The sequence below is a fragment of the Oceanicaulis sp. genome, from assembly GCF_965249665.1.
Lineage (GTDB): Bacteria > Pseudomonadota > Alphaproteobacteria > Caulobacterales > Maricaulaceae > Oceanicaulis.
The window spans coordinates 37162-50834 of the sequence record NZ_OZ252247.1 but is presented as its reverse complement, the minus strand read 5'-3'; the positions used below and the strand labels follow the sequence as shown (position 1 = coordinate 50834).

The window sequence follows — 13673 nt, the reverse complement described above, 5'->3', positions numbered from 1 at the left end:
TCTTTGGGAGGGTCTGTCCGCCTTAAAACGGCAGCGGGCGCTCTGCATGTTGCACCGTGATCCAGTGGTCTGTGGTGAATTCCTCAATCGCCCAATCGCCGTTGAAGCGGCCGAGCCCGGAATTCTTTTCGCCGCCAAACGGGGCGTTCGCCTCGTCATTGACAGAGTGATCATTGATATGGGTCATGCCCGTATCCATCCGGCGGGCGAAGGCGGCGGCCCGTTCTGTGTTCGAGGAGTGCACGGCGCCGGACAAGCCGTACTCGGTGGCGTTGGCGAGTTCGAGCGCATGGTCTTCGTCGCGTGCCTTGAGGATGCCGGCGATGGGACCGAAAATCTCGTTATAAGCCAGCTCCATTTCCATGGTGACATCTGCAAAGACATGCGGCGGCACGACCTGACCCTTGATGTCGCCCTCGACCAACACTCTGGCGCTGGACTGTTTCGCCTGAGCGATCTTGTCTTTCAGCCCGTCTACCTGGCTTTCATTGATGATCGGGCCGACCGCCGTGTCAGCGTCTGAGGGGTCGCCGTATTTCAGACCCCGGACCTGCTCGGCGAACTTGTCCACAAACGCGTCATAGAGACTTGCATCCACGATGATGCGATTGACCGCGATGCAGATCTGTCCCTGATGCAGAAACTTGCCCGCCACCGCAGAGTTCACGGCGCGATCAAGGTCCGCGTCGTCAAGCACGACAAAGGCGTTATTGCCGCCAAGCTCCAGCGCCAGCCGCTTCAGTTCATCGCTGGCGGCTACTTTCCCTGCGATGCCTTTGCCGACGGGGGTGGAGCCTGTGAAGGAAATCAGCTTCGGGACGGAATGCTCGACAAAAGCGTCGCCAATGTCAGAGCCCTTGCCGATCACGACGTTGAGCAGGCCTTTGGGCAAACCGGCTTCTTCAAAGATCTTCGCAAGTAAAAGCCCGCCCGAGACAGGCGTATCTGACGCGGGCTTGAGCACCACCGCATTACCCAGCGCGAGAGCCGGCGCTACGGAGCGTTGCGCCAGATGCAGTGGGAAATTCCAAGGCGAGATGACGCCGACGACTCCAAGCGGCTTACGATAGACCCGGCTTTCCTTTCCGGGCGTATTGGACGCCAGAATCCGGCCTTCAACGCGGAGCGGAAAGCTCGCCGCTTCTTCAGTGATGTTGCGGGCAGTGGACCATTCTGATTCAGCTTTGATGCGGGTGGAGCCGCTTTCCTTGATCAGCCAGTCAACGATTTCATCCTTCCTGTCTTCAAAAATCGATACGGCTTTGCGCAAGACTGCGATCCGCTCAGCGGGCAGTGTTTCGGCCCAGCTTTTTTGAGCATCTTTGGCGGATTGGTAGGCCGCATTCAGGTCAGCTTCGCTGGCCGCAACGATCTGTGTCAGAACGTCACCGGTGAACGGGTCCTTGTTATCCAGTGTTTCGCCCGCGCCGCCCTTGCGCCACTCGCCCGCGATGAATTGACGGTCCAGATCGGTGTAAGCGTCGGTCATGTGAAATCCTTGCTATGGGGGAGGGCGCTTCGTCTGTCGCCGTCTGACGTGGCTTTTAGGTGTTGAGCGTAAGCGCCATGACAGGGTGTCGTTTTGAAACGCCTGGGGCGCTTAAGGGTTTCACCGCCACTGAGATTCGCCGCCCGCGTGACAGGCGGATTTGCGATTTTGCCCGTCTGGCCTTACATCCCCCGCCCATGACAGACAGCGCAGCACGCCTCGATCGCCGCTTCACCGTGGCGCCCATGATGGACTGGACAGACCGGCATTGCCGCGCCTTCCACCGCGTCCTCACACGCCGGTCTGTGCTCTATACCGAGATGGCGGTGGATCAGGCGTTGATCCATGGCGATGTGCCGCGTCTGATCGGCTTTGATGCGTCCGAGCATCCGGTGGCGATCCAGCTGGGCGGCAGCGATCCTGAGATTTTGGCGAAAGCATCCAGGATCGCTGAAAGCTATGGCTATCTTGAAATCAATCTCAATGTGGGGTGCCCGTCCGACCGGGTGCAATCGGGCAAGTTCGGCGCCTGTCTGATGCGTGAGCCGGAGCTGGTGCGCGATTGCCTGATCGCCATGCGCGAGGCGGTGTCGGTCCCCGTCACGGTCAAGCACCGGCTAGGCGTGGATGATCAGGATCCGGAGAAAACCCTGTTCGGATTTGTCGAGACGGTGTGCGAAAGCGGGGTGACAACCTTCATCGTCCACGCGCGCAAGGCCTGGCTGAAAGGGCTGAGTCCCAAGGAAAACCGCGATGTGCCGCCGCTCGATTACGATCTGGTGCGGCGTCTGAAGGCCGAGCATGCTGATCTTGAAATCCTGCTCAATGGCGGGCTGGAAAGCCTCGAGCACGGGCTCGAGGAGATGCACGGCACGGACGGGATCATGCTGGGTCGGGCGGCGTATCACACGCCGTGGACGCTGGCCGAGGTGGATACGCGCGTTTATGGCGAAACGTGCAATCCGTGTGCGACGCCGTTTGACGCCGTCCAAGCCTATCGGCCCTATGTGGAAGCGCAGCTCGCGAGCGGCGTCAAACTGCACGCGATCACCCGGCATATGCTGGGCCTGTTCGCGGGACGCCCTGGCGCGCGTAAATGGCGTCAGGTTTTGTCTGAGCGTGCCAACCGGCCCGGCGCGGGCTGGGAGGTGCTTGAGGATGCGCTGGCGGCAATGACAGCATACGCCGCTGAATAAGCCCCTTTCTATGCTGTATGTTGCAGCGCGACATGAAACCGGGCCATGTTGGGCCAAGTCACTGGTCCTTCTGAAAGGCTCGCTCCATGGACGCCTCTCTCATACCCTTCATCCTTGCCCTGCTGGCCGTTGGCGCCTTCGCCGGGCTGATCGCGGGCCTGTTCGGCATTGGCGGCGGCATCATCATGGTGCCTGCGCTCTATTACGTGCTGACCGGGCTCGGGTATGAGGCGCACGCCATGCACGCCGCGGTCGGCACCTCTTTGATGGTGATCGTGGCGACATCGCTGCGCTCGGTCGCAGCGCACGCCCAGAAAGGCGCGGTGGATTTTGCTGTGCTAAAGAGCTGGACGCCCTTCATCGTGCTTGGCGCCTTGCTGGGCTCCGCCGTGGCCGACCTGGCGCCGGGGCGGGCGCTGACGGGGCTGTTCGGCGCCGTGGCGTTGCTGCTCTCGGCGCAATTCTTCTTCGGGCGTCCGGACTGGAAACTGGCCGATGACCTGCCCGGCCAGCCGATGAAGACGGTTTTGGGCATGCTGATCGGCATTCTGTCGTCCCTGATGGGCATCGGCGGGGGCGTGTTTGGCGTCACGCTGATGACGCTCCACGGCAAGACGATCCATACGGCTGTGGCCACCGCTGCGGGCTTTGGGGTCGCCATCGGTCTGCCGGGCGCCATCGGCTTTATGGTGGCGGGGCTGGATGAGCCGGGCCGGGCGCCGTTCTCACTGGGCTATGTGAACATGGCCGCCTTTGTCACGCTCGCCGCGTCAGCGGTGTTCCTGGCGCCGGTGGGCGCCAATCTGGCGCACAGTCTGAACCCCAAGCGCCTCAAGCAATTCTTCGCCGTCGGGCTGCTGATCATGTCGCTGAACATGCTGCGCGAAGCGATCTTTGTGGGCTAGCTAGCCACCGGCCTGTCGCGAAGCGCGATACGCCGCTTCACGGGTTTTGAGCTCGGCTTTCACAGACAAGCGCTCCTCATGGCTCATCAGGGTCCAGCGGCCCAGCTCGTCCAGGGTGCGGAAACAGCCCACGCAGATCGCCTGGTTCGGGTCGACCACGCAGACGCGTTTGCAGGGGCTCCAGATCGGGTCAGTCATGGGGCGCAAACTGGCGCGTTCGGGCTTCTGCTGCAAGCGCACTAGTGTTTCTTTAAGAAAACGGTATTTTGGCGAACCTGTGACAAACGCCCGACGCGGCGTGAGCCGTCATTAGGGGATACCATCCGAGATGATTGAAGATCTGGGTCTGCAGCTGCGCAGCCTCATCGGCGTGTTCGTGTTTCTGGCGATCGCCTGGGTGTTGGGGCCGCGCAAGACGCCGCCTGTGGTGCTGATTATCGGCGGGGTGGCGGTGCAGTTCGCCATCGCCATTTTGCTGTTCAGCTTTGCGCCCACGCGCGCTTTCCTGTCCTCGCTGACGACCGTGGTGGAGGTGCTGCAAGCGGCCACCACTCAAGGCACGAGTTTCGTGTTCGGCTATCTGGGCGGCGGCGATAATCCCTATGTTATCCGGGAAGGCATGGAGGGGCTGACTTTCACCTTCGCCTTCCAGGCTCTGCCCATGGTGATCGTGCTGTCCGCGATCTCGGCGGTGTTGTGGCGCTGGCGCATTCTGGAGTTTGCCGTGCGCGGCTTCGCCAGCCTGTTCCGCCGCATCCTTAATCTGTCCGGCGCCGCCTCTCTGGGCGCAGCGGCGAACATTTTCCTCGGGATGACGGAAAGCCCGGTGCTGATCCGACCGCGCCTGCCGGCGATCTCTCGCTCGGACTTGTTTTTGATCATGACGGTGGGCTTTTCCACCGTCGCAGGCTCGGTGATGGCCATCTATGTGAACCAGTTGAACGCCGTGCTGGATGACGCCGCCGGTCACATCCTGACCGCCTCGCTGATTTCCGTGCCCGCCGCCGCCGTGCTGGCGCGCCTGATGCACCCGCAGGACGAAACCGCCGAGCAGGCTGAGAAAGAACGCATCCCGGTCCAGCTCTATCACTCCACCATGGACGCGCTGACCACCGGCGTTTCAGACGGCGTGAAGCTGTTTGTGAACATCATCGCCATGCTGTTGGTGTTCACCGCCATCGTGGCGCTGGTGAACTTTATGCTGGGAGGTCTGCCGGACTTCATGGGCGAGCCGATCACCGTTCAGCGCGTCCTGGGCTTCATTTTCTCGCCGCTGGTCTGGATCGCCGGTTTGCCGTGGAGCGAAGCGCAGGCGGGCGGCACCGTGATGGGCTTCAAGACAGCCCTCAACGAGATTTTCGCCTATGACGCTTTGGCCGCGAACGCCGATCAGCTCAGCCCGCGCTCGCGCCTGATCATGACCTATGCGGCGTGCGGCTTTGCGAACTTTTCCTCGGTGGGCATTCTGGTGGGTGGCCTGATCGCCGTGGCTCCGAGCCGCCGCGAGGACATTCTCCAGCTCGCTCCGCGCGCGCTGATCTCGGGCACGCTCGCCACTCTGATGACCGGCGCCGTGATCGGCGCCCTGCCGATGAGCCTGTTCAGCTAGGCTATGGCGCACGCCCACACGAAAACGGCCCCGGAATTCCGGGGCCGTTTTTGTTTTGGGGGAGGGCCTGACGCCTAATCCCCTCGGCGCGGGAAGACCTTGCTCCTGAGCCAGCCCAGCGTGGAATTGCCGCTGAGCTGCTCGCGATAGGCGGCTTTCATGAACCGGTCGAGGCCGTCCGCGTCGCCCAGCATCTCCATCCGGGTCTTGAACGGGCCGTCCGGGTCTAGCGTCTTGAGGGGTTTGGCCGGCGCGCCGGCGACCACGGTGTTGGCGGGCACGTCCTTGGTGACTACCGAGCGTGCGCCGATGACGGCGTTGTCGCCAATGGTGACGCCCTTGCCGACAAACGCGCCGTCGCCGATCCAGACATTCCTGCCGATGATCACCGGGGCGCTGGGCGGACGCGGGGTGATGCGGTCGTACAGGCCGTGCCAGTCGCTGTCGGTGATGGTGACGGACTTGGCCAGCAGGGCGCCGTCGCCGATCACGATTTTCTGGGCGGCCAGGATGCGGATATTGCCCGCGAAGAAACAGCAATCGCCGATTTTGATTTCACCAGGCGCATCCTGGGGAGACCAGACGGTGAAGCTGACGGGCTGGTCGCTACGGCTGACGATATGGATGGCCCGGCCCGCATGGACGTTGGGGCCGAACACTTCCACATTCCACGGCCGCACGACTTTGGCGTGCGTCCCGAGGCTCTCGAAATGCGGCTTCAGAAAGCGCCGGACCCACCAGTTTTCATACTGCTCCCAAAGATCGTGCATCCAGTAAGGGCGGTGGTCATGACGCATGGTTTTGGAGTATCCAGCCAAGAATGAGTGAAGACGTTATCGAAACCGCGATTCTGTCCCTGGTCGAGGCGCGAGGGCCGGAAAAGAGCATCTGCCCGTCCGAGGCGGCCCGTGAAGTCTTTCCTGAAGACTTCCAAAAACGCATGCGCCATGTGCGCAATGCGGCGATCCATCTGGCCCGTCAGGGCAAGGTGGTGATCCTGCGCAAGGGCAAGCCGGTCGATCCTGAAAACTTCAAGGGTGTTTATCGGCTGGCCAAGGCGCCTGACGCGCCGGCCCCTGACAGCGATGGCTGAGGATTTCGACCAGCTAAAGGCGCAGATTCGCGCCTGCCGGGTCTGCCAGCCCTATCTCGATCACCCCGTGCGCCCCGTAGTGCGCGGAAAGGCGAGCGCCGTCATCCGCATCATCGGACAGGCGCCGGGCACGCGAGTGCAAGCCAGCGGCAGGCCTTTCACTGATCCCAGCGGGGATCGTTTGCGCGATTGGATGGGGGTGAGCGAGGCCGAGTTCTATGACGAACGCGCCATCGCGATCACCCCCATGGGCTTTTGTTTTCCAGGCCTTGACGCCAAGGGCGGAGACAAGCCGCCTCGTCGCGAATGTCCGCCGCTCTGGCAAGACCGGGCGAGTGCTGCGCTTGTCGACGTGAAGCTGACTTTGCTGGTCGGCGCCTACGCCCAGCGCTGGCATCTGGGCGCGGGCGCGTCGAAAACCCTGACTGAAACCGTAAAGCAGTGGCGACTGCATCTGCCTGATTATGTTGCACTGCCGCATCCCAGCTGGCGAAACACCGGATGGTTGAAACGTAACCCATGGTTTGAGAACGAGGTTTTGCCTGAGCTAAAAGCTCGCGTGCGCAAAATGCTGAACAGCCTAAATTGACCGTACATTTACCTAAGTAAAACGGGCACTTGCACTGGGTTGTCTCAAAGAGTATCGAAGCGGCGCACACGCTGGCCAAAGGCTGATTGCGACCGCCAATGAAGCGGCGTCGCCCCGCCAGCGGATTTTATTCGTATCGCGACAGGAAGGACTCCCCGCTCATGAGCCTGTTCGAGCACACAGCGTTTGATAATCACGAGAAGGTTCTGTTCGCCACGGATCCGGCGACAGGGCTGAAGGCCATCCTGGCGGTGCACTCCACCGCACGCGGCCCGGCCGTGGGCGGTTGCCGCATGTGGTCTTATCCGTCTTCTGCCGAGGCGGTGACCGACGTGCTGCGCCTGTCCCAGGGCATGAGCTACAAGAACATCATGGCGGACCTGCCCATTGGCGGCGGCAAATCCGTGATCATGCGCCCCGAAGGCGATTTCGACCGCGAGGCTTTGTTTGAAGCTTTTGGCCGTGCGCTGGAAAGCCTCAATGGCCAGTACATCTCCGCTGAGGATGTGGGCGTGTCGCCGGACGACATGGTCGCTGCGCGTCGCACCACGCGCCATGTTGTGGGCCTGCCCGACGGCACGGGTGATCCGTCGCCGGTCACCGCCAAGGGCGTGTTCATGGGCATTCAGGCCGCTGCGGCCCGCGGTCTGGGCTCTGAAGACCTCAATGGCGTGAAAATCGCCGTGCAAGGCGCGACCGGCCATGTGGGCGCTTATCTGTGCCGTCATCTGGCCGAAGCCGGCGCCGAACTGCATCTGGCAGACATTCGCGCCGCCGAGCTGCACGCGCTCGCCAAGGAGCTGGGCGCGACCGTGGTTGAAGATCCTAACGCCATCTACGACGTGGATGCGGACATCTTCACCCCGTGTGCTCTGGGCGCGATCATCAACCCTGAAACCATTGACCGCCTGAAGGTCAAAGTGGTGGCGGGCGCCGCCAACAACCAGCTGGAAACCCGCGACATGGGCGCCGAGCTGCAAAAACGCGGCATCTTCTACGCCCCTGATTACGTCATCAATGCCGGCGGCATCATCAATGTGATGGGCGAGCTGGACGCGCGCTTTGACGCCAAATGGGTTGAAGGCAAGCTTGTGACCCTGAAAGCGACGCTCGGGGAGATCATGGATACGGCCGCTCGCGAGGATCGTCCGGCGAACATTGTCGCTGACGAGCTGGCGCGCCAACGCCTGGCTGACGCCGCAGAACAGAAAGCGCTTGCGGCCGAATAAGCGCGCTTTCTGTCCTGGAAGATACTTGAATTGTGAAGCGGCGGCCTGTAAGCAGGCCGCCGTTTTGCATTGAAGGATCAAGGCCCATGAAGCTCCAGACCCGTTCCGCCCCTTGCGCAACCTTGTCTGGAGTCCGTCATGTCCGCCTTGTTATCTGCAAACTCACTCACCCTTCGCACGCCTGATCATCACCTCCTGTTAGAGGACTTCACGCTGAGCTTTGGCTGTGAGGTCACGGGCGTGGTTGGCCTGAACGGGGCGGGAAAATCAACCTTGCTCAAGGTGCTTGCTGGCGCGTTGCCCCCTTCGAGCGGTCAGGTGCTGGCTCATGGCCGTGTCGGCTGGCTTGAACAGTCAGGTCCGGACGCTGTCGGGAATCTGGCGACAGGCCTTGGCGTCAGTGAAGACCTGGCCCGTCTGTCCCGTATTCTGGCCGGTGAGGGCGATGAGGCCGACTTCGCCCTTGCAGACTGGACGCTGGACGCGCGTGTGACGGCGGCTCTGGAGACAGCGGGGCTTGGCGCCATGCCTCTAGATACGCCGCTCGCATCGCTTTCAGGCGGCCAGCGCGCGCGTCTGGCGTTGGCGCGGGCGATGCTGGACGCGCCTGATGTTCTGCTCATGGACGAACCCACCAACAATCTCGACGTCGAGGGCCGGGACGCGGTGCATCAGATCATGGCGGACTGGCCGGGCGCGCTCGTGATCGTCAGCCATGATCGCGCGCTCCTGGAGCGTGTGGACCGGATTGTCGCCCTGGAAGGGCCGGGCTGGTCTGTGTTTGGCGGGGGCTGGTCGGAGTTCGCCGCTCATCGCGACGCGGCGCGAGCGCGGGCGGAGGCTGAACATGAGCGCGCTGAAGCGAGTGCGCGTCAGGTCAAACGCGCCGCTCTTGAGGCGCAGGCGCGATTGGAGCGCCGGGCGCGATCAGGGAAAAGCCAGCGCATAGATGGCAGCAACGCCAAAGTGCTGCTGGACGCCAGGAAAGCGCGCAGTGAAAGCACGGCGGCGCGTCTGGCCGCCGTCCGGGACAAACGGGTTTCGGACGCCGAGGCGAAGCTCGAGGCGGTGCGTGACCAGCGTCACCGCAGCTCGAAGCTCAATATCCGGGCTCAGGGCGCCGACAGTCCGCAAGGCCGCACGGTATTGGCGTTTGACGGCGTCAGTTTCAGTTATGACGAAACTCCGCTGATTGATCGCTTGAGCTTTACGATCACGGGCGGGATGCGTCTGGCGCTCTCGGGCCCCAACGGGGCGGGCAAGACGACCGTGTTGAGACTGGCGCAAGGGCTGGTGACGCCGCGCGCAGGCGAGATCCGGCGGACGACGGGGCGAATAGCGCGGCTGGACCAGACCGTGAGCGATCTCGATCCGGGCCTGAGCGTGGTCGAAGCGCTGCGGGCGCGGGATCCGAACCTGTCGGTCAACGCCGCCTATGCCGCGCTGGCGCAATTGGGTCTGCGCAACGTCCAAGCCGACAAATCTGTGTCAGTTCTGAGCGGCGGGGAGAGGCTGCGGGCCGGGCTGGCGGGCGTTATGGGCGGCGTCCCGCCCGAGCTGATCTTGCTGGACGAGCCCACCAATCATCTCGATATCGAGGCGGTGGAAGCGCTGGAGGACGCGCTGAAAAGATTTGAGGGCGCGATCCTGGCCGTCAGCCATGACAAGGCGTTTCTGGAGGCGATTAATCTCGACCAAACGCTCAGTCTTGATCGGGGTCGGCTTTGACCAGATGGGCGAAGGCGGGCTCGACGCTGAGCCTGACGGCGTCGCCGACCCGGTGGTTTTCTTTCAGGCTGGCGCGGGCCTCCAGCATCTGACCGGTCTCGAGCCGGCAGATCAGGCGCGCATAGCCCGAACTGACCCGGCGCTGGGTGATCATCGCCAGGGCGCCGTCGGCGTCCGCCCGGCCCAGTTTGACGCCTTCAGGACGGACCAGAAGCAAGGCCGGGTCGCTGTCAGAGAGATCGTGCGCGGGATATTGGCCCAGCACTGTGTGCGCGGCGCCGTCACGTATATCCGCTTCAAACACGCCCACATCGCCCAAAAGGCGCGCAGCGGTGAGCGAATTGGGTTTCATGTACAGCGTGTCCGGCGCGCCCGTCTGGATGATCCGGCCTTCATTCATCAAGGCGATGGAATCCGCCAGCTCGAGCGCTTCTTCCGCGTCATGGGTAACGATCAGGGTCGCCGCTTCCGACTGGCGCAACGCATCGGCTGTGGCTCCGCGCAGCTCAGAGCGCAGACGGCGGTCGAGCCCGGAGAACGGCTCGTCCAGCAACATCACATCGGGCTTGATCGCCAGCGCGCGCGCCAGCGCCACACGCTGCTGCTCGCCGCCTGACAGCTCATGGGGGTAGGCCTTGGCGCGATGGCTCAGCTCGACTGCTTCAAGGCGGTTGAGGGCGATCTGGCGGCGCTCGGCTTTCGAGCCCTCACGCAGACCGAACGCCACATTGTCGAGCGCGGTCAGATGCGGGAACAACGCATAATCCTGAAACACCACGCCGCAGCGCCGGTCTTCAGGCGGTTTGTGCAGGCCTTGGGCGCTCCACAGATGGTTCTCAAACCGGATTTCACCGGAATCCAGCGGCTCCAGACCGGCGATGGCGCGCAACAAAGTGGACTTGCCGGAGCCTGAAGGCCCCAAAAGCGCCGTCACCCGCCCGCAGGTCAAGGTCAGCTCCACCCCATCCACGGCAGGCCGGCCCGGCGCGAACCGCACCAGGGCGCCGGAGACTTCCAGCAGGCGATCATCAAGTTTGACGGCGGTCATGTCAGGCGGGCTCACAGTCATCGGGCGGCTTCCTGCCGGGTGATGCGGCGGGCGATCCAGATCATCGGCGGCAGGGCGATCAAAGTGATCAATAGCGCAGGCAGAGCCGCTTCGCCCAGTCGTTCATCAGACGCGTAATTGTGTGCGATCACCGCCAGCGTGTCATAGTTGAACGGTCGCAGGATCATGGTGGCGGGCAATTCCTTGAGCACTTCGACGAACACCAGAAGGGCGGCCAGAAGCGATCCAGACATTACCAGAGGGCGATGCACGCGCCAGGCGGTCTCACCCGGACCGGCCCCCAAAGTGCGTGCGGCCATGTCCAATGTGGGCGTGACCCGTTGCAAGGCGCTCTCGGACGGTCCGATGGCCGCTGCTGCAAAGCGTGATTGATACGCAAAGATCAGGGCGATCACCCCGCCAGAGAGCAGAATAGGAAACTGTGCGCCGGTGATCGCTGTCCAGCCGCTGTCGAGGCCGGATTGCAGGCCGCCCAACAGCACCAGAACCCCCAGGGCGGCGACCGAGCCGGGTACGGCGTATCCCAGCCCCGCCAGACGCGCCGCAGCGACGGCCGCAGGCTTTCGGCTGCGTAGGGCGTAGGCGCAGGCCAGTCCCAGAACCGCAGCCGCCAGTCCGGAGGCCAGGGCGAGGGTCAGCGAATGGGTCGCCGCCTGGATGAGGTCGCGCGCGACCGGGGCGTGCAGGGCGCGATAGCCGAGACGCGCCAGAGGAATGATCAGGCCAATCAGGACGGGGGTCAGGCAGGCCAGTATGACCAGTGCGGCTCGCGTCGGATCGAGATCCATGCGCCGGGGCGGGCGCCGACGCCCGGAGGCGGTGGTCTGGCGTGCGCGGTGGCGCTGGCTGCGTTCCAGCGCGAACAATACAAACGCTATCATCACAAGGATCAGCGCCAGACGCGCCGCGTCGGCGATGGCGCCTTCGCCCGCCCAGGCACGGATCAGGCCCACAGACAGGGTCGGTGCGCCCAGATGCACCACCGCGCCATAATCGGCGAGGCTTTCCATCACCACCAGCGCCAGCCCGGCGGCGATGGCGGGGCGGGCCATGGGAATGGCGGCGCGCAGAAAGGCTTCACGCGGCTTGGCGCCCAGGGTGCGGGCGGCTTCATAGGCGTCAGCGGACTGACCCGCGAAGGCTTCTCGCGCCAGAAGATACACGTAGGGGTAAAGGGCGAACCCGAAGATCAGTCCGGCGCCGATCGGGCCGCGCACCGTGGGCAACCAGTCGGCGGGGCCGCCGGGTTGGGTCAGGTCATACCAGGCATACGCGGAAGCATAAGCGGGAGCCGCAAGGGGTAGGGCCAGCAACCATTCAAAGACCGAACGCGCAAAAAAACGATACCGCGACACCAGCCAGGCCAGCGGTACGCCGATCAGGCCCGCGCTCAGCGCCGCGACACCCGTCACCAGAGCCGTATGTCCCAGATAGGCGGGCAGGCGCGTGCGCGCGATGTGCGCCATGTAATCGGTCCAGGGGCCAAAAACGCCAAGCGCCGCGACCGCCAGAAGCGGTGCGGCGCAGATCAGAGCGGCGATGATGGCGGGCCTGACCGGATTAAACTGGGCGCGTCCTGCGATCACGGCCAGCCGACACGGTCGAAGATTCGCTGGGCTTCACCGGCGTTTTCGCCAAGTGCATCTACGTTCACATCATCTGATTCATAGTCGCCAAACGCGTCCAGAACGTCATTGTCATAAGCGACGCTCGCGATGACCGGATATTCGTTGGTCAGCTCGGCGAAAGCGCGCTGGGAGTCTTCTGTCAGAAGATAGCGAAGAAACGCGATGGCGTTTTCACGATGCGGCGCATTGGCGGCCAGGCCAGCGCCCGACACATTGACGTGGGCGCCGCCGTCTTCAAGGTCGGCGAAGATGACGCCGATCTGGTTTGCGACGTCCTGGTCGCCGGGGTCCTCAGAGCGCATCAGTCGGGCGAGATAATAGTGGTTCACGATCGCCACATCGCACTCGCGCGCGGCCACGGCGCGGATCTGGTCGGTGTCGCCGCCCTGCGGGGGGCGGGCCAGATTGCTGACAACGCCTTCAGCCCAGGCCTCTGCGGCCTCTGCGCCTTGCTGGGCTATCATGGCTGCGAGCAAAGACTGGTTATAGACATTGTTGGACGAACGCACGCAGATGCGTCCCGCCCATTCCGGTGTCGACAGATCGCTGAACGTACTGATCAGGGACGGATCCACGCGATCTTTGGCGTAGGCGATGACGCGGACCCGGCTGGCGAAGCCGAACCAGTCGCCATCAGGCTGACGCAGATTGGCGGGAACGGCCTCAAGGGTCTCTGCAAGCTCAGGGGCTGGCTGGAACAGGCCTGCTTCATCGGCACGCCAGAGGCGGCCTGCATCCACCGTGATCACGACGTCGGCCTGGGAGCGGTCGCCATCGGCGCGCACGCGCTCGATCAGCAAATCTCCTGGCGCTTCAATGACATTGACCGCTATGCCGGTTTCTTCTGTGAAGCCGGCATAGATCGCATCGTCAGACGAATAATGGCGGGCGGTGTAGACATTGACGACATCGCCGTCAGCGGACCCTGACGGGCTGCAAGCGCCCAGGACTGTCAAGCTGACCAGTCCGGCAAGAAGGCTTGAGCAGGCTGAGGCGAATTTCATGACGTGTCCTTGGTGCTGGGATCGGGCGATAGAGCGGCCTGTAAGGTCCGGGGAAGCCTTTCACTGCCATTTCTGAGAACGTTTCGCAAGTGCGGCGGCCAGCCGCAGTTTCAGATTCTGACGCCAAACAGCAA

General features: G+C 63.3%; 13 protein-coding genes. 7 read left to right on the top strand and 6 right to left on the bottom strand.

The genetic code is table 11. The features are described 5' to 3' along the window. Window positions 1-22 precede the first annotated feature (22 nt). Window positions 23-1489, bottom strand: a complete 1467-nt coding sequence (locus ACP154_RS00255) for an aldehyde dehydrogenase family protein (RefSeq protein WP_421857952.1) — start codon at window positions 1487-1489, stop codon at window positions 23-25. Between the two features lie 197 nt (window positions 1490-1686). On the opposite strand from ACP154_RS00255, the gene dusA reads away from it, so the two are divergent. Further along, window positions 1687-2685: a tRNA dihydrouridine(20/20a) synthase DusA gene (dusA, locus tag ACP154_RS00250; RefSeq protein ID WP_421857955.1), complete on the top strand. Its 999-nt coding sequence runs from the start codon at window positions 1687-1689 to the stop codon at window positions 2683-2685. A gap of 86 nt (window positions 2686-2771) precedes the next feature. Beyond that, entirely contained in the window at window positions 2772-3590 is an 819-nt protein-coding gene (locus ACP154_RS00245; RefSeq protein WP_421857957.1) for a sulfite exporter TauE/SafE family protein, read from the top strand. Here ACP154_RS00245 and ACP154_RS00240 read toward each other — a convergent pair whose 3' ends face one another. Next, entirely contained in the window at window positions 3591-3830 is a 240-nt protein-coding gene (locus ACP154_RS00240) for a DUF1289 domain-containing protein (protein WP_421857960.1), read from the bottom strand. An 88-nt stretch (window positions 3831-3918) separates the two neighbouring features. Between ACP154_RS00240 and ACP154_RS00235 the strand changes: the two genes are divergently transcribed. After that, on the top strand, window positions 3919-5199 hold the full coding sequence (locus ACP154_RS00235; protein WP_421857963.1) for a NupC/NupG family nucleoside CNT transporter: 1281 nt from the start codon (window positions 3919-3921) through the stop codon (window positions 5197-5199). Between the two features lie 74 nt (window positions 5200-5273). Here ACP154_RS00235 and ACP154_RS00230 read toward each other — a convergent pair whose 3' ends face one another. Beyond that, the gene (locus ACP154_RS00230) at window positions 5274-5996 is read right to left on the bottom strand and encodes an acyltransferase (protein WP_421857966.1); all 723 of its coding nucleotides are present in this window, start codon (window positions 5994-5996) and stop codon (window positions 5274-5276) included. 23 nt (window positions 5997-6019) lie between these two features. Between ACP154_RS00230 and ACP154_RS00225 the strand changes: the two genes are divergently transcribed. From ACP154_RS00225 to ACP154_RS00210, 4 genes are all read left to right on the top strand, one after another. After that, window positions 6020-6292, top strand: a complete 273-nt coding sequence (locus tag ACP154_RS00225; protein WP_107711133.1) for a DUF3253 domain-containing protein — start codon at window positions 6020-6022, stop codon at window positions 6290-6292. Beyond that, a complete protein-coding gene (locus ACP154_RS00220) occupies window positions 6285-6881 on the top strand; it encodes a uracil-DNA glycosylase family protein (RefSeq protein WP_421857969.1) in 597 nt (198 codons plus the stop codon). Before ACP154_RS00225 ends, ACP154_RS00220 begins: the two co-directional genes overlap by 8 nt. Window positions 6882-7042: 161 nt before the next feature. After that, window positions 7043-8110, top strand: coding sequence for a Glu/Leu/Phe/Val dehydrogenase dimerization domain-containing protein (locus ACP154_RS00215; RefSeq protein ID WP_107711131.1), 1068 nt, complete (start codon window positions 7043-7045; stop codon window positions 8108-8110). Window positions 8111-8248: 138 nt separating this feature from the next. Further along, window positions 8249-9838 carry an ABC-F family ATP-binding cassette domain-containing protein gene (locus ACP154_RS00210; RefSeq protein ID WP_421857972.1) on the top strand — a complete coding sequence of 530 codons (1590 nt, stop codon included), beginning with the start codon at window positions 8249-8251 and terminating at the stop codon, window positions 9836-9838. Here ACP154_RS00210 and ACP154_RS00205 read toward each other — a convergent pair. From ACP154_RS00205 to ACP154_RS00195, 3 genes are read right to left on the bottom strand one after another with little or no spacing between them, the layout of a single operon-like run. After that, window positions 9813-10907: an ABC transporter ATP-binding protein gene (locus tag ACP154_RS00205; protein WP_421857975.1), complete on the bottom strand. Its 1095-nt coding sequence runs from the start codon at window positions 10905-10907 to the stop codon at window positions 9813-9815. The genes ACP154_RS00210 and ACP154_RS00205 overlap by 26 nt on opposite strands. Then, window positions 10904-12493, bottom strand: coding sequence for an ABC transporter permease (locus ACP154_RS00200; protein WP_421857978.1), 1590 nt, complete (start codon window positions 12491-12493; stop codon window positions 10904-10906). The genes ACP154_RS00205 and ACP154_RS00200 overlap by 4 nt, the downstream gene beginning before the upstream one ends. Then, a complete protein-coding gene (locus tag ACP154_RS00195) occupies window positions 12490-13539 on the bottom strand; it encodes an extracellular solute-binding protein (RefSeq protein ID WP_421857981.1) in 1050 nt (349 codons plus the stop codon). Before ACP154_RS00195 ends, ACP154_RS00200 begins: the two co-directional genes overlap by 4 nt. Window positions 13540-13673: the final 134 nt, after the last annotated feature.

What these genes read in the sequence shown, in the direction of transcription:
- ACP154_RS00225 (WP_107711133.1), top strand. Translation starts at nt 6,020, where the DNA reads ATGAGTGAAGACGTTATCGAAACCGCGATTCTGTCCCTGGTCGAGGCG.
- ACP154_RS00220 (WP_421857969.1), top strand. Translation starts at nt 6,285, where the DNA reads ATGGCTGAGGATTTCGACCAGCTAAAGGCGCAGATTCGCGCCTGCCGG.
- dusA (WP_421857955.1), top strand. Translation starts at nt 1,687, where the DNA reads ATGACAGACAGCGCAGCACGCCTCGATCGCCGCTTCACCGTGGCGCCC.
- ACP154_RS00230 (WP_421857966.1), bottom strand. Translation starts at nt 5,996, where the DNA reads ATGCGTCATGACCACCGCCCTTACTGGATGCACGATCTTTGGGAGCAG.
- ACP154_RS00235 (WP_421857963.1), top strand. Translation starts at nt 3,919, where the DNA reads ATGATTGAAGATCTGGGTCTGCAGCTGCGCAGCCTCATCGGCGTGTTC.
- ACP154_RS00215 (WP_107711131.1), top strand. Translation starts at nt 7,043, where the DNA reads ATGAGCCTGTTCGAGCACACAGCGTTTGATAATCACGAGAAGGTTCTG.
- ACP154_RS00245 (WP_421857957.1), top strand. Translation starts at nt 2,772, where the DNA reads ATGGACGCCTCTCTCATACCCTTCATCCTTGCCCTGCTGGCCGTTGGC.
- ACP154_RS00205 (WP_421857975.1), bottom strand. Translation starts at nt 10,907, where the DNA reads ATGACTGTGAGCCCGCCTGACATGACCGCCGTCAAACTTGATGATCGC.
- ACP154_RS00255 (WP_421857952.1), bottom strand. Translation starts at nt 1,489, where the DNA reads ATGACCGACGCTTACACCGATCTGGACCGTCAATTCATCGCGGGCGAG.
- ACP154_RS00210 (WP_421857972.1), top strand. Translation starts at nt 8,249, where the DNA reads ATGTCCGCCTTGTTATCTGCAAACTCACTCACCCTTCGCACGCCTGAT.
- ACP154_RS00195 (WP_421857981.1), bottom strand. Translation starts at nt 13,539, where the DNA reads ATGAAATTCGCCTCAGCCTGCTCAAGCCTTCTTGCCGGACTGGTCAGC.